General features: G+C 37.4%; 24 protein-coding genes. 7 read left to right on the top strand and 17 right to left on the bottom strand.

Features of this window, described 5'->3' with window-relative positions:
- Positions 1 to 110: 110 nt before the first annotated feature.
- From LIS78_RS10510 to LIS78_RS10495, 4 genes are all read right to left on the bottom strand, one after another.
- Positions 111 to 587 (bottom strand): glutathione peroxidase, encoded by a 477-nt coding sequence (locus LIS78_RS10510; RefSeq protein ID WP_252285135.1) that lies wholly within the window; start codon positions 585 to 587, stop codon positions 111 to 113.
- Positions 588 to 648: 61 nt separating this feature from the next.
- Positions 649 to 1,167, bottom strand: coding sequence for a hypothetical protein (locus LIS78_RS10505; protein WP_195780306.1), 519 nt, complete (start codon positions 1,165 to 1,167; stop codon positions 649 to 651).
- Positions 1,168 to 1,226: 59 nt separating this feature from the next.
- Positions 1,227 to 1,439 (bottom strand): hypothetical protein, encoded by a 213-nt coding sequence (locus tag LIS78_RS10500; RefSeq protein WP_195780307.1) that lies wholly within the window; start codon positions 1,437 to 1,439, stop codon positions 1,227 to 1,229.
- A gap of 142 nt (positions 1,440 to 1,581) precedes the next feature.
- Positions 1,582 to 3,270: a formate--tetrahydrofolate ligase gene (locus tag LIS78_RS10495; RefSeq protein ID WP_195780308.1), complete on the bottom strand. Its 1,689-nt coding sequence runs from the start codon at positions 3,268 to 3,270 to the stop codon at positions 1,582 to 1,584.
- A 351-nt stretch (positions 3,271 to 3,621) separates the two neighbouring features.
- Between LIS78_RS10495 and metA the strand changes: the two genes are divergently transcribed.
- Positions 3,622 to 4,533: a homoserine O-acetyltransferase MetA gene (gene metA, locus LIS78_RS10490; protein ID WP_013056685.1), complete on the top strand. Its 912-nt coding sequence runs from the start codon at positions 3,622 to 3,624 to the stop codon at positions 4,531 to 4,533.
- Between the two features lie 214 nt (positions 4,534 to 4,747).
- Here metA and LIS78_RS10485 read toward each other — a convergent pair whose 3' ends face one another.
- A complete protein-coding gene (locus LIS78_RS10485) occupies positions 4,748 to 5,452 on the bottom strand; it encodes a hypothetical protein (protein WP_209151549.1) in 705 nt (234 codons plus the stop codon).
- A 103-nt stretch (positions 5,453 to 5,555) separates the two neighbouring features.
- Between LIS78_RS10485 and LIS78_RS10480 the strand changes: the two genes are divergently transcribed.
- Entirely contained in the window at positions 5,556 to 5,801 is a 246-nt protein-coding gene (locus LIS78_RS10480) for a hypothetical protein (RefSeq protein WP_209151548.1), read from the top strand.
- Positions 5,802 to 5,811: 10 nt separating this feature from the next.
- On the opposite strand, the gene LIS78_RS10475 is transcribed toward LIS78_RS10480, so the two are convergent.
- From LIS78_RS10475 to LIS78_RS10460, 4 genes are all read right to left on the bottom strand, one after another.
- The gene (locus LIS78_RS10475; RefSeq protein WP_209151547.1) at positions 5,812 to 6,009 is read right to left on the bottom strand and encodes a hypothetical protein; all 198 of its coding nucleotides are present in this window, start codon (positions 6,007 to 6,009) and stop codon (positions 5,812 to 5,814) included.
- 603 nt (positions 6,010 to 6,612) lie between these two features.
- The gene (locus LIS78_RS10470; RefSeq protein ID WP_374109842.1) at positions 6,613 to 6,813 is read right to left on the bottom strand and encodes a hypothetical protein; all 201 of its coding nucleotides are present in this window, start codon (positions 6,811 to 6,813) and stop codon (positions 6,613 to 6,615) included.
- 354 nt (positions 6,814 to 7,167) lie between these two features.
- The gene (locus LIS78_RS10465) at positions 7,168 to 7,356 is read right to left on the bottom strand and encodes a hypothetical protein (RefSeq protein WP_014460480.1); all 189 of its coding nucleotides are present in this window, start codon (positions 7,354 to 7,356) and stop codon (positions 7,168 to 7,170) included.
- 84 nt (positions 7,357 to 7,440) lie between these two features.
- The gene (locus LIS78_RS10460) at positions 7,441 to 7,851 is read right to left on the bottom strand and encodes a hypothetical protein (protein ID WP_209151546.1); all 411 of its coding nucleotides are present in this window, start codon (positions 7,849 to 7,851) and stop codon (positions 7,441 to 7,443) included.
- A gap of 160 nt (positions 7,852 to 8,011) precedes the next feature.
- Between LIS78_RS10460 and LIS78_RS10455 the strand changes: the two genes are divergently transcribed.
- A complete protein-coding gene (locus LIS78_RS10455) occupies positions 8,012 to 8,743 on the top strand; it encodes a polysaccharide deacetylase family protein (RefSeq protein WP_209151545.1) in 732 nt (243 codons plus the stop codon).
- 465 nt (positions 8,744 to 9,208) lie between these two features.
- A complete protein-coding gene (locus tag LIS78_RS10450) occupies positions 9,209 to 9,373 on the top strand; it encodes a hypothetical protein (protein WP_013056680.1) in 165 nt (54 codons plus the stop codon).
- A 121-nt stretch (positions 9,374 to 9,494) separates the two neighbouring features.
- Here LIS78_RS10450 and LIS78_RS10445 read toward each other — a convergent pair whose 3' ends face one another.
- Together LIS78_RS10445 and LIS78_RS10440 are read right to left on the bottom strand one after the other, a co-directional pair.
- Positions 9,495 to 10,190, bottom strand: a complete 696-nt coding sequence (locus LIS78_RS10445) for a peptidoglycan-binding protein (protein WP_195780315.1) — start codon at positions 10,188 to 10,190, stop codon at positions 9,495 to 9,497.
- Between the two features lie 122 nt (positions 10,191 to 10,312).
- Positions 10,313 to 11,062 (bottom strand): Cof-type HAD-IIB family hydrolase, encoded by a 750-nt coding sequence (locus LIS78_RS10440; protein ID WP_116072793.1) that lies wholly within the window; start codon positions 11,060 to 11,062, stop codon positions 10,313 to 10,315.
- Between the two features lie 245 nt (positions 11,063 to 11,307).
- On the opposite strand from LIS78_RS10440, the gene LIS78_RS10435 reads away from it, so the two are divergent.
- Positions 11,308 to 12,150, top strand: coding sequence for a sulfurtransferase (locus LIS78_RS10435; protein ID WP_209151543.1), 843 nt, complete (start codon positions 11,308 to 11,310; stop codon positions 12,148 to 12,150).
- Positions 12,151 to 12,226: 76 nt separating this feature from the next.
- Here the strand turns inward: LIS78_RS10435 and LIS78_RS10430 are convergent, their stop codons facing one another.
- From LIS78_RS10430 to LIS78_RS10415, 4 genes are all read right to left on the bottom strand, one after another.
- Positions 12,227 to 12,871, bottom strand: coding sequence for a FusB/FusC family EF-G-binding protein (locus LIS78_RS10430; protein WP_252285134.1), 645 nt, complete (start codon positions 12,869 to 12,871; stop codon positions 12,227 to 12,229).
- A 135-nt stretch (positions 12,872 to 13,006) separates the two neighbouring features.
- Positions 13,007 to 13,276: a CD3324 family protein gene (locus tag LIS78_RS10425; protein ID WP_057243870.1), complete on the bottom strand. Its 270-nt coding sequence runs from the start codon at positions 13,274 to 13,276 to the stop codon at positions 13,007 to 13,009.
- Positions 13,277 to 13,651: 375 nt separating this feature from the next.
- Positions 13,652 to 13,780 (bottom strand): YuzL family protein, encoded by a 129-nt coding sequence (locus LIS78_RS10420; RefSeq protein ID WP_013056674.1) that lies wholly within the window; start codon positions 13,778 to 13,780, stop codon positions 13,652 to 13,654.
- 65 nt (positions 13,781 to 13,845) lie between these two features.
- Complete coding sequence (locus LIS78_RS10415; RefSeq protein ID WP_195780319.1) at positions 13,846 to 14,526, bottom strand: class I SAM-dependent methyltransferase; 681 nt, start codon at positions 14,524 to 14,526, stop codon at positions 13,846 to 13,848.
- Between the two features lie 104 nt (positions 14,527 to 14,630).
- Between LIS78_RS10415 and LIS78_RS10410 the strand changes: the two genes are divergently transcribed.
- Positions 14,631 to 14,855 carry a DUF3892 domain-containing protein gene (locus LIS78_RS10410; protein WP_252285133.1) on the top strand — a complete coding sequence of 75 codons (225 nt, stop codon included), beginning with the start codon at positions 14,631 to 14,633 and terminating at the stop codon, positions 14,853 to 14,855.
- Positions 14,856 to 14,867: 12 nt separating this feature from the next.
- On the top strand, positions 14,868 to 15,014 hold the full coding sequence (locus tag LIS78_RS10405; protein WP_195780320.1) for a hypothetical protein: 147 nt from the start codon (positions 14,868 to 14,870) through the stop codon (positions 15,012 to 15,014).
- Positions 15,015 to 15,317: 303 nt separating this feature from the next.
- Here the strand turns inward: LIS78_RS10405 and LIS78_RS10400 are convergent, their stop codons facing one another.
- Together LIS78_RS10400 and LIS78_RS31335 are read right to left on the bottom strand one after the other, a co-directional pair.
- On the bottom strand, positions 15,318 to 16,193 hold the full coding sequence (locus LIS78_RS10400) for a helix-turn-helix domain-containing protein (RefSeq protein ID WP_014460489.1): 876 nt from the start codon (positions 16,191 to 16,193) through the stop codon (positions 15,318 to 15,320).
- Positions 16,194 to 16,458: 265 nt separating this feature from the next.
- Entirely contained in the window at positions 16,459 to 16,584 is a 126-nt protein-coding gene (locus LIS78_RS31335) for a hypothetical protein (RefSeq protein ID WP_268241104.1), read from the bottom strand.
- Between the last annotated feature and the right edge of the window lie 37 nt (positions 16,585 to 16,621).

Genomic DNA, 16,621 nt, shown 5'->3' with positions numbered 1-16,621 from the left:
TATATCCACCATTATTTTAGCACAAAGTAAGGCGCTCGTCTCACTGACAGCTGATCACCCTTTGAAAACCCTCGCTGAAAAATAAAAAACAGATGGAGATCCACCTGCTTTTACAGCAATTCTTTTATATCTTTTTGAGTATCTTTTGGTGCAGTTTGAGGTGCATATCGCTTCACGACTTCACCTTGACGATTCACTAAAAACTTTGTGAAATTCCACTTTATCCCTTTGGAACCTAGTAGACCCGGTGCTTGTTCTGTTAAGTATGTAAATAACGGGTGTGCATGCTCCCCTTTTACATCTACTTTTGCAAACATCGGAAACGAAACGCCATAGTTTAACTCGCAAAATTGTTCAATATCATTTGAACTTCCTGGCTCTTGACCACCGAACTGATTACAAGGAAAACCTAGAACCGTTAGGCCGTTTTCTTTTTCTTCTTCGTACAGCGCCTGCAAATCTTTATATTGAGGGGTGAAGCCGCATTTGCTAGCTGTATTCACAATCAACAGCACGTCACCTTGATAGTTAGATAGCGATACGTCTTCGTCTTTAATTGTTTTTGCAGAGTATTCATACACGCTCATCAAAACGCCTCCTTTTCCCTATTGTAATTCACTTTATTTCGGAAGTACAACTGAAACGCTCTTATGATTTGTCGTAAAGAACCTTTAGCTGATCAGTCGTTTGCAGCATGTAATCAATCATCTCGATTAAATCTCCTACTTGGTCTTCGTAAATAAATCGGTTAAAGGTTACCTCAATATTGTTTTCATATTCGCTTCCTCCGACTTCATGAGTAATACGCTGCTTAACAACTCTTGTTGTTCCCCAGATCCTCTCACACATTTCCTGTATGTTTTGAAACTCAGCTTCTTCAAACGGTTTTTGTTTTTTTAGCTGAAAATGAATATAAACTGTACACCCTGGTTTTTCTACACGGGAAGGCATTAATTCGGCATGAATGTTGTCTAAGTCGGTTGATAAAGTTAGCGACGCGGTACAGCAAAAATGCTGTTGAAAAGAAATGCGGTACGTTCGAGTAAACTGAGCTAAGTCTACAAAATCTTCGCGGTTCGTAACAGATACTTGCCCAGATAAGTCAAGATCATAGATCTCTCCTTCTACAACAACTTTTAAATTATCAAATACAATTGGATCAAACATTTCAACTACTTCCTTTTTTATAAAATACGAACAGTCAGCTCTTCTTCTTTCTTGCCAAATTAATTCATAACATACCTGTTATTTTGTTTTATATGGCAAGAAAGAGATTGAGACACAACTAAGTCCATCCAATCTACAGACGAACAAATGGGATAAATGATCGAGTATGGATTGCTTGTGGCACCGCTGTTGATTTCCGTGCAAGACTTCGCTTTCCGCGGGCGGTCGGTGAGCCTTTTCTCGCAGGAGTCTTCGCCTTGCCCTTCAATCAACAGCTAGAAGCCACTACACCCATGAAACTTATTTTTACCATAACTATGAAAAAATCCGAACGAGTTTGATTCTTCATCAAGAATCTTGCTTCATCGTTCGGATTTTCCTTCAACTAAAATACTCTTACCCTAGCCTCTTCTCTTAAAAAATCCCTAGTGCATGTCCATTCTTGTCAATATCCATATTGAGCGCAGCAGGTTTTTTTGGAAGTCCAGGCATTGTCATAATTGAACCTGTTAGCGCAACGAGAAAACCAGCGCCGAGTGAAGGACGGAATTCCCTTACCGTAATCTTAAAATCAGTTGGTCGCCCAAGCTTCGTCTGATCATCACTTAACGAATACTGCGTTTTGGCCATACAGATCGGCAGGTGATCCCAACCGTTTGCTTCAAATTGCTGTATTTGCTTTAACGCTTTTGGAGCAAAATCTACGCCTTGTGCTCCGTATACGGTTTTAGCAATAGCTTCTACTTTTTCTGGAATCGAAGCTGACACATCGTAAAGAGGAGAAAACTGACTTTCTGTCTCGTTCATGACTTCAAGAATTTTTTCTGCAAGCATGACGCCCCCTTCTCCACCTTTTTCCCATACTTCTGTTAAAGCAACTGGAACATTCTTTGAAGCACACCAATTCATAAGCGCTTCTACTTCACCTTTTGAGTCCGTTACAAAACGGTTCACGGCTACAACATAAGGAACGCCGAATGCTTGAATCGTTTCAATATGTTTTTCAAGATTTTCAATTCCTGCTTCTAAGGCCTCAATGTTTTCCTCATTTAACCGCTCTTTAGGAACGCCTCCATGCATTTTCAAAGCGCGAATTGTAGCAACAATAACCACCGTTTCTGGTTTAATATCTGCCATACGAGCTTTAATATTTAGGAATTTTTCTGCTCCTAAATCTGCTCCGAATCCGGCTTCTGTCACTACATAGTCGCCTAGTTTTGCGGCCATTTTTGTTGCAATAACACTATTGCAGCCGTGGGCGATATTAGCAAAAGGACCTCCGTGAATGAGGGCTGGAGTATGCTCCAACGTCTGTACAAGGTTTGGCTTAATCGCATCTTTTAAAAGAAGAGTAAGCGCTCCTTGTGCACCTAAGTCCGCAACCGTTACAGGCTCATTGTCCATATTGTAAGCTACAACAATAGAAGCTAAGCGACGCTTTAAGTCTTGTAAATCTGACGCTAAGCAGAAAATAGCCATAATTTCTGATGCAACCGTAATATCAAATCCATCTTCTCGAGGAACACTTTGCATTGGACCACCTAATCCAATGACAACTTGACGCAACGCGCGGTCGTTTAAATCAACCACTCGTTTCCACGTGATTTTACGTGTATCAATGCGCAGTTCATTGCCTTGATGTATATGGTTGTCTAAAATAGCTGCCAGCGCGTTGTTAGCTGTTGTGATGGCATGCAGGTCTCCAGTAAAGTGTAAATTAATATCCTCCATCGGAAGCACCTGAGCATAGCCGCCTCCAGCGGCACCTCCTTTAATTCCCATTACTGGACCAAGAGATGGTTCGCGCATGGCGACAATCGCTTTTTTACCTAATCTATGTAATGCCTGAGCTAAGCCAACCGTCACTGTCGACTTTCCTTCTCCCGCTGGAGTTGGATTAATAGCCGTAACTAAAATCACTTTTCCATCTTTTTTTGTGTGTAAACGTTCCATAACGGACAAAGAAAGCTTGGCTTTATAGTGTCCGTACGGCTCTAGCTCGGTTTCTAAAATATCTAGCTGTTCGGCAATCTCTTTAATCGGTTTAATGGTTGCTTCTTGTGCAATTTGCAAATCACTTTTTATTTGCTTCTTAGTTGTCATATAAAAACCCCTTTTCTGGTGAGAATTCTTTTTAAACACTTCATCAAAAAAAGATAAAATCCATTTTCTGGGGGAGATATGAAGTTTAATAAATACAGGAACGACTGCGCTATAAATTTTACTGAGTTTCATTCAAGCTAAAAAAGCATAGCAACGCTCCAGTTCAACCTTATTGTACCATTTCACTTTGGCCATTACGCATATTAATGCTCTTTTTTTTCAAAATTCAATTGCTTAATATTCTGTATATTCCTATAATAGTATATTGTACATAAATGTTGAACCTCATCTTCACGTGAGAAAGAACATTTATACGCGTCATTACTTCGAAATCGAATAGGAGGAATTTTATTGCCTATTAATATTCCACGTGATCTTCCGGCAAAAGAAATTTTAGAAAAAGAGAGAATTTTTATCATGGACGACGTGCGCGCGGTTAACCAAGAGATTCGCCCGCTTAATATTGTTATCCTAAACTTAATGCCGGAAAAAGAAAAAGCTGAAACTCAATTATTACGTTTACTCGGGAACTCACCGCTGCAAGTGCATATTACACTTCTGTACACGGCAAGCCATAAAGCAAAAACGACGAGTAAAAATCACCTAGATCAGTTTTATAAAACGTTTGAACAAATTAAAGAGCGGAAATATGATGGAATGATTATTACAGGAGCACCTGTCGAACATATACCCTTTGAAGAAGTAAACTACTGGAAAGAGCTTCAAGAAATTATGGATTGGTGCAAAACAAATGTAACATCAACTCTTCATATCTGTTGGGGAGCCCAAGCCGGACTTTATCACCACTTCGGCATTGACAAGCGACCTCTTTCAGATAAATGCACCGGTGTATTTACGCATGTTGTATCCAGTGAAGAACCAATTAAGCTGCTGCGAGGATTTGATGATGTCTTTTATTCCCCTCATTCCCGTCACACTGATGTAGACATGAATGAAGTAAAAAATCATCCTGACCTTGAGCTTCTTTCCTACTCTGAAGAAGCTGGTGTTTATATGGCTATGTCTAAAGACGAAAAGTTTGTTTTCGTTACAGGTCACCCAGAGTACGACGTTCAAACACTGCAAGAAGAATTTCTTCGAGATACAGAAAAAGGGCTAGAACCAAAGCTTCCGGAACACTATTTCCCAAACAATGATCCTGACAAAAACCCTTTAAAAACTTGGCGTTCTCATGCCAACCTGCTGTTTATGAATTGGTTAAACTATTATGTTTACCAAGAGACTCCATATCTATGGGAATGAAAGAACCGATCTGTCCCAGTTTTAAATTAAATTACGCATGCTCTTTTTCATGTTGAAACTGCAGCAGCCGAGAAATAAAATAGAAAACCTGCTGCTCGTTTAGAGCAGCAGGTTTTCTATTGTTCACTCTTCTTTAATCCGTAAGGAAAGCTTTCTTTTAGAAATTTAGCATCAACCATATTGCTTTTGAAATCGAACATTTTTAGATTATTGCTTATTCTCCCTTTTTATCTTCTTTCTTTTGTTCTTCTATCATCGTGTCCAGCCATTCAGGCGGCTTTTCATCTTTGCTTTCATTGTATATTTCTGAGGAATCTTTTTCCTCCAAAGAGGATAAGATGTCGTGAATATCATTTTGATTACCTAAGATATTTCCAAACCCTTGATTCACTTTTTTATGACTTCTGAAATTGGTCGGAAAGTTATTTCCAAAATTCACAGCTGAAGCATCTTCAATTGTGCCAATATGAATGTCCCCTATGCTAAAAGTTGACTGTAGAGCTTGATTAGGCTCCCTCATTTCTTCCGTATGGATTAGTCTGTAAGGAACGCTTCTTTCATTAATTTTAACTGAAATTTCAGAAGGACCCTTTTCTTTATCTTTTGCTTTATTATTTTGGCTACCCGATTTTTGATTGCCCTTAGAGCCATTTGTTGTTGTTTTTCCTTTCTTTCTCGGCTCTTGATATTGATTCGTTTGCGAAGGAAAAGTATTACCAATATTCAACGTTCCACTGAGTTCCTTTACATCAATATGTTCTAAATAATAAGATAGTTCGTCCAAGTTTAGTGTTTGAACGTTCCTTATATCTAAATGCAGAGAATGTACTGTTTTATCGGAAAGTTCATTTACGTTTTTTTCTAAACTTGTGAGCCTTTTTTCAATATTTTGGAGTATATTCAGCACCTTTTCATCCATAGAGTTTGACCCCTTATTTGATTTAACACTTTTAGCCCATCTACAACATATAATAGTGTATTAGATAATTTTTATTAATGTCTCATATGTATAGGGAGGAATTATGAAAATAGATCTCAGTTCTCCTCAAATCATTTTTGATGATCTCACCGTAAATGCGGTTAAAAACAACGCGGGAGTTTTTATAGGAAAAAATGTTCAACAAAATTGGGAAACTACAATCAGCAGCTGTAATTCAGGTTTCGGCACAGTTTCGGGAGATGATAATCAAATATCCTATAACACACACCTTGTTCTTGGTGAAGATGATGTAAATGATTCTTTTGAGCAGGTCACAAAGGAAGCTTGACTCTACGCTTCTATTCATCATTCTTTTTAGGGATTTTCGCAATGGTGGTGTTATTTGAAATTTTATTAGAATCACCAACTATTTTTCCGAAACCATCAGAAATACGACTTTTATGATTCCATTTATATTGAATATTAACGCCATAAAATAGGCCTGAACTGTTTTGAATTTTATTTACATTAATCGAATGATAGTGAATATTGACCATAAATAACACCTCACAGACAGAAGTTTACTTCATCTAGTTCAATATAAAACTGAAAATACATTACCCATTTTTTTCAAATTCTTATCTGTTTGCCTCAAATTGAACGTCTCTTTAATCATTTAAGCTTTTACGTCTTTTCTATGATACTTACTCCATTTACTATAAAAGTATTCCTGTCATTACCTTTTAATCTATATTAACAGCTACCTCTCTAAAATAAGCTAGCAAAAAACCATCTGTATAAAAGATGGTTTAAATATATTACCAATATATCCTTGCCACTCTGACAAAATAATTAATAGATAGAATACCTAGTTTGGTTTACTTCTTTAACTTTGTGTAACAGGAGCATTGTTGAAATCTATATGTTCAGAAAAATAGGAATCAACGACGTCGTTATCATTAATGATGTTTACCATTTGAGAAGCAAAGTTATGATAGCCGATTATTTCACCGAACCCCGTGTTACTTTTCCAATTGACTTGCCAATCTGATTGGGTGTTTTCTCCAGTAAAAATACCTGAATTAGTAGAGATAGACGTAACATTAAGATTAGTAAATTTTATAATCAATGTTTTTCATCTTCTTTCATCTTCTTTTTCCCTAGAACTGAGAGACTGGTTGAGGATTAATATTTTCCGGCTGGGTAATTGGCGTGTCACAAACATCTTGATCATTAATGATATTCGTACTGCCTAGTATAGCTGAATTTACAGCAAATCCGTTTCCTAAGTTAAATTTCCCTTGGGAATTCCAATCTGGCTGGCTATTTTGACCCGAAGCAATTACTGAATTGGAAACCATACTGACCACATTTATTTGGTTGAAAATGACGGAAACAGGCATTAGTTAATTCCTCCGTTTTCTAAAATTTTAATGTAGTATATGCGTCCTTTTAAAGTATGGTTCAATCGATTTTCTGCAGTTAAAAATGTTAGTCATTTCTACAGTCACTAATTTTATATGTTCTTCTCATAAGCCGTTTTGCACTACCCCCAATTAGCAAGCTTGAAATGGGGAATTTCTCGATTATCCTGGATAAAGAAAAGTATTTAGTCATCGTTTCTTTTTTGTAAACAGCTATGTTTTTCTTTTTAATTTTTATTTAGAACATAGTTTTACTAAAAAATAAAACACAATCTTTTAAGAGATTGTGTTTTATAGCTCTTTAATATATTCAATGACCGAATCTGGAAATTCGTTTCGAATTCCGCAATTCCCACAATAAAATCCGCTGTATTCGTCTGTCGCAACGTACTGTCTTAAAAGAAACAATGTTAACCTGTTTGGGAGACCGCATTCTGTGCAAAACGCCAGGTATTTGCTGCGCTGTCTGTTTGCTGACATACGTTTCATCCTTTCGATTAACTATAGAAAGCGTTTTCTTATTTATATGGAGCTTTCTTATTAGTTTATGACAGCAATTACGGTCTATCTCCAATTATTGTCGCGACGAGAAGGGCGGAATAAACGCATAATTAAATTAATTATAAGCACAATAGCCAAAATGTTAATTAATAACCCAAAAATCCCGCCCAGTGCACCCATATGACCAAGCAAACCGCCAAATAACATCCCTGCCAGACCGCCATACAGCAGTCCACGGGCGAATCCTCCTCGTTTTGAACGGGTAACACCTCGATTTACAGCTCCATTTCTGCGGTTTGAAAAATTAGACCTCGGCTCATTTTGTCTAACGCTTGGCTGTCTATTAAAGGACCGCTTCCCCGAACGATACGACCTTGCACTTACGTTATAGTCATCGTGATAGGAAATATATTCAGCTAAGGGAGATAAACTTAGCGAAAAAATCAATGCTACGGCAATCATTATTTTTTTCATCTGCTTTTTCCTTTCTTCACCTAATAGTAACTGTTTATTATAGTGCGCTGTTTCATGCATATCATACGTTTTGACACAAAAGGGAAATTCAGCTTCATACAAAATTTTTAATCGGGTATCATAACGTTATACTTTGCCCTAGAAAGGAGCGTGCATGTACATGATACGAAGAATTAGTATACTGCTTTTCACACTGTGCTTCTTATTTACTGGAGCCCTTCCTGCATTATGTAAAGCGGAACAAGTAAAAAATGTAGCTGTGCGTGACCGTTTGCTTTATCAAGGTAATAACCAACTAAAGCAAACCTCCCTAACATTTGATGATGGACCGGATCCGCGCTTTACTCCACATGTATTGGATCAATTGAAAAAGCATGGTATTAAAGCAACCTTTTTTCTTATTGGGGCAAAAGCTCACGAACATCCTGAGCTTGTGAAGAGAATGGTAGCTGAAGGTCATGCTGTTGGGATTCATACCTATTGGCACCCCAATTTACTAAAAGAATCGACTGAAAAGTTTCACTGGGAAATTGCCAAAACTCAGGCTATTATTAAAAACATTACCGGTTTTGAAACACAGCTGTTTCGTCCTCCGTATGGAAATTTAACGCAAGAAATGATCAACGAGCTGCCAAATGAAAATGTCTATGCGATTAACTGGTCTTCTGATTCATTAGACTGGAAGCAAATTCCAGAAACAGAAATCACAAAAAATGTATTTAAGAACATGCAAGCCGGAACAATTGTTTTGATGCACGACGGCGGCCATTGGACCATGGACCTTTCCAACACCGCAAAGTCACTGGATACCATCATTCCTAGACTTAAGCAAGAAGGATATCATTTTGTGACCGTCCCAGAACTTTTGCACATCCCTTATCCAAAAAATTAAGCTCCAAAGAGTTTCTAATTTAGAAACTCTTTGGAGCTTTACGATTTCTCCTTAATAGAAAGTAAATATGCCTCTCCTACAAAAAGAGCGTGTCAAAAGATCTAATTCAAATCCATCTTAAAACTCAAAAATATGCCTTATTTATTCAAAACGTTATCATACTAAAGATACAAAAAGAGGCATTCTTTTTTTGTTCCATCGCTCTACAATAGAGGGAATTTACGGATAACCTCTAAAATAGGTTTTAAGTTGCATGATTAGGAGTAAATATTACTATAACTACTCTCATATTTTTAGACAAGCTGCATATATATAATATGAGAGAATCGAACGCATTCCACATATCCCTAAATTTCTTCTTCTCACAAAAAAATTGACGAACTTTTTTTGTCAACAGGTGCGTATAGATATGATAGAATTCCTATATAATGACCTGGATTCATTTCTAAACAAGGAGTTTTGACTATGATTAATGAACAAGAGACGTTGTTATTTATTAAAGAACTTGGCCGCTTGTTGAAAGACTATCAAAACTGTTCAAACGCCTCTGTAAAAAGTGAAATATATAAAGATATCGTGTTGTTGAGCAATGTTATCCAGTTAGATCACGTGAACGTTTCTTACGCTTAGAAAATCCTTTTTATTTCTTTATAAATTTCAGTTTTTCTACTATAACTACAGAAAAGGAAGAAAGGAGACGATTTCCATCCATCTCTTTTCTTCCTTTTCTCGTTATCGTTTTTATAGTTATTTAGAACATAGTTTTATTAAAATTAATATAGAGTTTTTCGATTGTCTTCGGCCCAACTATTCCATCTACCTGCAGATAAAATGCTTGTTGAAAAGCTTTTACCGCTTTGAGGGTGGAAGACCCGAATATACCGTCTGCGCCTCCAAAAAGAGAATAACCTAAGTGAATAAGCATACGTTGAATTAACTGTACGTGATTTCCTCGATCTCCGTATTTAATCAACATGCTTGAAGCCTTTGGGGTCTGTTTTTTAGGTACTTTTCCACTTCGAAGCTCCGACAAAGATAAACCGAATGTATATTGAAAATGAGGGTAATCTTTTAAGCTTGTCCAATCTCCTCCCCATTCCAACCCAATCCTTTTTCCTATCTCTCCCGCTTTGTTCCATCTTCGATCAATGGTCCAGTCAACTTTTCCGTCGTTATCAAGCAGCGCAATGTCAAAAGCTAGTCCATAATTATGATAAGAATAGCCGCCTTTGGCATTAGTGACAATACTTCCTGGTGTTGTTCGGCCTTGTGAATATAGTTTATGCTGATGCTCTATCGATCTAAATCCTTCAGTGATCACAACAAATATGCTTTCTTTATATGCTTGCCCAATGAGCTCGTACGCTTTTTCTTGCACTATTTCATGTACATCTTGTAACTTATTTTCTGCTTTTTTTAACAGCTTGTCTAATGATAAATCGCTCATACTCCCCACTCCTTAACTAGATGGCTTCTCCTTATATATACGTATAAGACGAACTCTAAGGGAGGCATCCAGTATCAGTTTATGCGGGAAGTAGTTAAGTTGTGCAACATGTAGAGCTGCTGTTATTTTAGCACCCAGTGGCTGATAGCCTTCGCTACTCCGTTATTGACATTTGTATCTGTCACCCAGTCCGCTGCTTCTTTTACAGCTTCCTGAGCATTTCCCATCGCGATTCCACACCCTGCCGCTTCAATCATAGCCATATCATTTAAGCTGTCTCCCATGGCAATGACTTCATCCATTGAAATGCCCAAACGTTCACATACAGTCATGATCCCTTTTGCTTTGTTAATACCAAGTGCATTAATTTCTAGATTCGTTAAACTAGAGTTGCTAATTTCAAAATCTGAAATGCCTGCTATTTGTTTCAGCACTTCTTCTCGTAAAGCATCATCTGGAATATCGTAGCCAAACTTCAGCCATTCCTGTGAGGCAATATCTTCTGGAAATTCGTCTCTCCATACTTTATCCGTAGTCACAGCCCAAAAGTTAAGCTTATGCTCTTGCGTTAAATTCCACATTTTCTCGATGTAAGAAGCATCAATTAACTTTCGTTCTACAAGCTCTCCAGATTCATCCCAAATTTCACTTCCGTTTACTGTAATAAGGTAAGAAGATAGCTGAAGAGACTGCGCATATTCACGGCATGTTAAAAGAGATCGCCCCGTGCTTAACACCACATGAACACCTTGTTCTTGAGCTTTAGCAATGGCCTCACGATTTTCTTTAGAAATTTCTTGCTGATTGTTCAGCAGCGTTCCATCCATATCTAGTGCGATCAGTTTAAATTCTTTCTTTTCATTTGTTTGCATCTTTCTCTCTCCTTCTCATCAATAGTAGGTATGACATTATGCTGAGCATTTGGCTTATACTATGTAACTCTTATTATAACTGTAGCACAGGAGCATTTCGCTCTGCATCAGATAAGCGTTAAAATGGTCAATTATTCTACGGGGAATAATTGAAGGAAAACAAAATAGATTTGTCGTAATTTATATTTAGCGCTTTTCATTTTTAGTTATTTCAACTAGAATTTTGGTAAAAGGATGTGAATGTTATGAATACTATTATTTCACCACGCGAATTACATACTGCATTGCAACAACCCCAACAATCCATTATTTTGCTTGACTGCCGATTTACCCTTGGAAATCCTGAGGCAGGCGCAAATGCTTATCAAAATGAGCATCTCCCGCATGCTCATTACTTGGATTTAGAAAAAGATTTGTCTTCTGCAGCTACTTCTCGCGGAGGCAGACACCCGCTGCCTGACGTTCAAAAGCTAGCTCAAAAGCTCGGCAGCTTAGGAATTAATGCTGATTCAAAAATCGTCGTTTATGATGAACAAAACGGAATGATGGCTTCAAGAGCATGGTGGCTACTGCGATATATAGGAATTGAAGACATACAAATTTTAAATGGAGGTTTTAATAACTGGAAACAATCGGGATATGAAACAACTAAGAGCGTCTCCGCAGCTTCTCCTCAAACGTTTGTACCTTTCGTTCAACAAGATTGGGGACTTGCAGGAGTTGAATACGTAAAAGAGAATCTTCATAACCCTAATGTTGTTCTTATCGACTCTCGTGAAAAAAGGAGATATCTCGGCTTAGAAGAACCCATTGATTTTGTAGCAGGACATATCCCAGGCGCCATTCATTCTTTCTGGCAAGATGTGTTAACTTCAGAAGGTTTATGGAAAACAGATAAAGAGTGGAAGGAGATGTTTTCAGCTATTGATTCTCACGCTGAAATCATTGTATACTGCGGATCGGGTGTATCTGCTTGCCCTAACGTTTTAGCTTTAAAATCAGCAGGTTTTCCAAATGTAAAATTATATGCCGGCAGCTGGAGCGATTGGATTAGCTATCGTGACAATCCCATTGAGAAAGCAAGATAGCACAAAGAAGGCTCAGTCTCACCAAAAGTATAGAGGCTGAACCTTCTCTTTTTGTATTCTTCTTATTAGCCGCATGTTATTTACTGAGCCTTAACATAAAATCATGAAGCCGCTCTAAGGTAAGCAAATTTTGATTACATGCTTCGCTATCTTGACAAATATAATTTCCTCGTTGTGTAAATGTCCCTTGAACAGTTCCTTTGATTTCAGCAGTGAACATACCGACTTCCTCGTAGCTGTGGCAAAGCGTGCATATTCCTTTCTGGTTGATAGGTTTAAACGTTCCTTGAATACCTTTTAACTTCTGGGTATACGGATCCTGCGCTACGATAAACTTTCTGTTTGAGCCTTTATCGATCCAGCTAACATAGGAAATGCTCGTTAGATCAATGCTATCAGCAGAAGGGACTTTTAACTTTTTCACTTTTGGAAACAACTTTTTCACGCCAGCTTCCGTTAAGGATTTAAATGGAATCACGTAAGGTTTTATACGTTCTAAAAACATTTCTGCTTGTTCTTTATTTTTAACTTCAGCAACTGACAGCAGTAATTCTTCCTGTTCCTCGCTAATAACATCAAACACATTTAATACTTTTTCTTTTGCAAGAGCTTTTAAAGCCTGCAGCACATCGGAATTGTTTACTGTTCCATGCCCATTGATAAGGATTTGCGTTTGGCTTTTGATAAAGTTATATTGATCATTTCTTATAAACGCTTCCACGTTCTTCACTCCTTCTTCATTTAATCAGCTACTTTTTACTTTACCGTACGGATTCCTTTTACGAAATGTAAAAAATAAATCAGAAATAAACTATACCTAAAAAAGCGCGGGCATTCAGTTGCCAGCGCTTGATTTCTACCGTTGCTTTTTATATACAATTTTTTTGATGGTTTCGGTTGATAAAAAGTATTCACGGGCTAGTTCCTCAATTGAAGTTCCTTTTTTAAACAAATTCTTAATCCGTTCGTTTCGCTCGTCAATCAACTTTCTTCCACCAGAGCAAGTTCCCCATTTTCTTTTTGCCTTCTGCGGCTTTGGAATATAAATGGTTTCTCCTTGAATGTATTTTTGAATTTCACTAATCAGCTCTTCAGGTAAAATATTTGTTGCTTTTACATACGTCATTTCTGCCAGCTCCTTATGTGGTTTTGCTTATACAATAAGGGGCAAAGCCGTATATATTAGAAATGAGATATGCGCGGTTAGGCGATGTCTATTACTAAACCGTCCACCCCATGCAAAGTATCGCCTTTCTAATATCAGGCTTTGCATGAGACGCTACAGTATCCGGTAAACATCTTTTATTTACCATTTATTACACCTCCACTTTACATCGAATGTAAACCAAACTTGTATAAAATTACAATTATTGGCTCAGATTTTATTATAAGCTATCTATAATCTTGCACACAACACCTTCTTACTTATAAAGATGACACCATAAATAAAACGAACTTGCAGTGAGCTCGTTGTTCTCACTGCAAGTTCGTTTTATTTTTGTTATGAACGCTTCTGCTTTTTGTTAGCTGAACTGCTTTGAACACCTTGTTCAGAAGTGGTCGTTCCTTGTCCTTCTACATTTGGTGAACCCAACTCTGATTTTGAGCGGTCTTTTTTAATTTTACTCATGTCACTCACCTCCAGTTTGTAGTGTACCCTTTGTACAGCTACATATAAGGAGACGTGTGCTGTTTTTATTGTTTCTTGAGCATAAATAACCATAGAAACGTTAAGGCTTGCTTTAATTCGTGTGGGAGCTGTCCAATCAGCTTATCTGTAACATTTCGCTTATATACACCTTCGCCATCGATTACTTCCCATCCATTTTCTGTTGCAAGCTGTTCAAACTCCCACGGCATCATCGTATTGCAAATAACGTCTTCACCATATAGTCTTTGAAAACTATTGGTACGAGGCTGAGCAGTTGGCCCAAGAATACCTACACATGCATATCCTCCTGGTTTTACAACTCGGTGCAGTTCCTTCAGAGCTAATCGCGGGTGCTCTGTCCATTCTAGGGCGTTGATTACCATAACCCCTTCTAATGATTCAGAAGACAGCGGGAGCTTCATAATATCAGCTTGAGCGAATGACAAATTTTCACTTTTATGTAGCTCAGATGCTTTTTGAACCATTTCTTCTGATAAATCAAGACCGATTGCTTTATATCCAGAAGCGGCTAGAAGAGACGTCCCAAACCCATCACCACAGCCGACGTCTGCTAGCAAAGCGCCTTTTTTAAGATATTTTTGAATAAATGGAATAACTGTTTTCCTACTTCCGTTTTTCCACATATCTTCACTTCGGCTATTCCAAAATGATACTTTTTGGTTCCACTCGTCTTGAGCTTGATCATGCCAATTAAATGTTGTCATTTTTTATCCCCTTTGCACTCTTTTCTTTACCTTATCACTTTTTATAATGAATAAAAACGACTATTTCAGCAACCATATAGATGTAAAGGAAGGTGTTTATTTGTATGAAAGAACGTTTCGTTGCGGTACGTAAAAATGCAGACGGTGACCTGCTAGAATTTCAAACGGCTTCAGGAGCTGTTTTAACCTATGAAGAAGCGTTAAAGAAAGTAGAAGCGGGAGACGTTGAGCATGTGAGTACTTTTGTAGGGAAAGACGGCGGTACGTATATTCGCAGTATTCCTGATCATGACCAAACAAATAATCTCGATGCATTGCCATCATTTTAAAGGAGAATGAATATGACAAAAAAGAATAATAAAGGAAGCTCTAATCAAAGTAACCCAAAAACGCAGCACCACCTTGTTGAAATGGGTGAAGAAATTTCAAGCGGAGATAATTCAAAGGGAAACAAACGCAACAAAGATCAGTCAAGTAAAACACAATAAAAAAAGCCGTGCTAAGAAGCACGGCTTTCACTATTAATGTTGGCTTGGAAGACCTAATGTTGAAAAATCTCCTGTTGCTACGCTTGTTCCAACTGAAGCAACACCTGCTACTAATGTAAACGCTAATGCCATACCGACTAATACTTTTTTCATAATTATTTCCTCCTCTTTCTTTGATTTGACTCTAGTGTATCACAGGATAAAAGTAGATGAATTCCTTTCTATCAGCATTTATCGCCTTAAAACCACGGATTTCCTCCATTTTGATAGAAATTTCTCAAAAATTATAATGATAGGAATATTTTAAACAAATAGAGCTTCAAGTTCTTTTTCTACTAGCTTGACGAATCGCTCATTTCGTTGCAGGGTGAAAATGGTCATAGACTTTTCCATATATTCTTTACCTTGTTCAATTTTACCTAATTTGATTAAGCTCTCTCCTGCTTGGTAATGAAGTTCTCCAAATAAATACATTGATTCATTACTAATGCACAAATCGATTCCTCGGTTGCTATATATTAATGATTCATCATAGTTACTCATATCTCCAAGCGTTTTGGCAAGTGCATTTAAAATTCTAATTTTTATATTTTCGTCTTTTGTTTGGGGCAGCTCATTTAAGCTTTTGAGTGCTGTTTGATATGTATCTAGAGCCTGTTCATACTCTTTCTCTTCATAAAGAATAATTCCAATGCTATTTAAAATTTCAATTTCTCTTTCTTTATAAAACGTTGCCGATTGCTTAGTAAGCTCGATCGCTTGGTACATTTTAGACAGCGCATCTTCTTTATTATGATGAATGTAATACACGCAAATACCTTCGTGCCACATTAAAAATTGCTTGTTCAGCGGATTTTGAAACAGGGGACTTTCTTTTTCTTTTACAATGATATTATGAATAGCATCATAATCTCTCTGACGAATATATTGACGAATTAAAGATTGAACCGCATCTACGTAATCAAGTCGAGGTGATTCTACACTATCAAAAAAGTAGTTAACATCTACGCCAAGGCGCTTAGAAATTTTATAGAGGGTAATGCTTGATGGATATTCTTCACCGTTTTCAATTTTGCTGATTTGCGCTTGTGTACAAATGTCTCTTGATAATTCTTGTTGTGTCAACCCTGCCATTTTGCGAAGGTCTCTCATAACACTCCCAATTCTATACTCTCTCATCTCTTTTCTCACCCTTACTTTCACATAATATATTCTCTCTATAAACATATAGTGATTTTATTTAGATAGTCAACTGTAAAAACGTTAAAAATTTATACATTGTTTCTAAATTGACCATTCCCTATAATAGCAAATTAATCTATAAGAGTAAAATAGTGTATTATTTCTCTTCTCTAAAAAATCCCACAAAAGCATGAGATTGAGACATAGCTACATCAATCCAATCTAAAGACGAACAAATGGGATAAATGATCTGGACTACTTGTTACACCCCCGTTGATTTCCGTGCAAGACTTCGCTTTCCGCGGGCGGCCGGTGAGCCTCCTCGTCGCTTGCGCTCCTGCGGGAGTCTTCGCCTTGCCCTCCAATCAACTGCTAGAAGCACCTGCATATATGAAACCTGCGTTCACCACACCAATAAAAAAACC

This window comes from Priestia megaterium, from assembly GCF_023824195.1.
Taxonomy (GTDB): domain Bacteria; phylum Bacillota; class Bacilli; order Bacillales; family Bacillaceae_H; genus Priestia; species Priestia megaterium_D.
The sequence above is the reverse complement of the archived record's forward strand: the minus strand, read 5'-3'. Positions and strand labels throughout refer to the sequence as shown.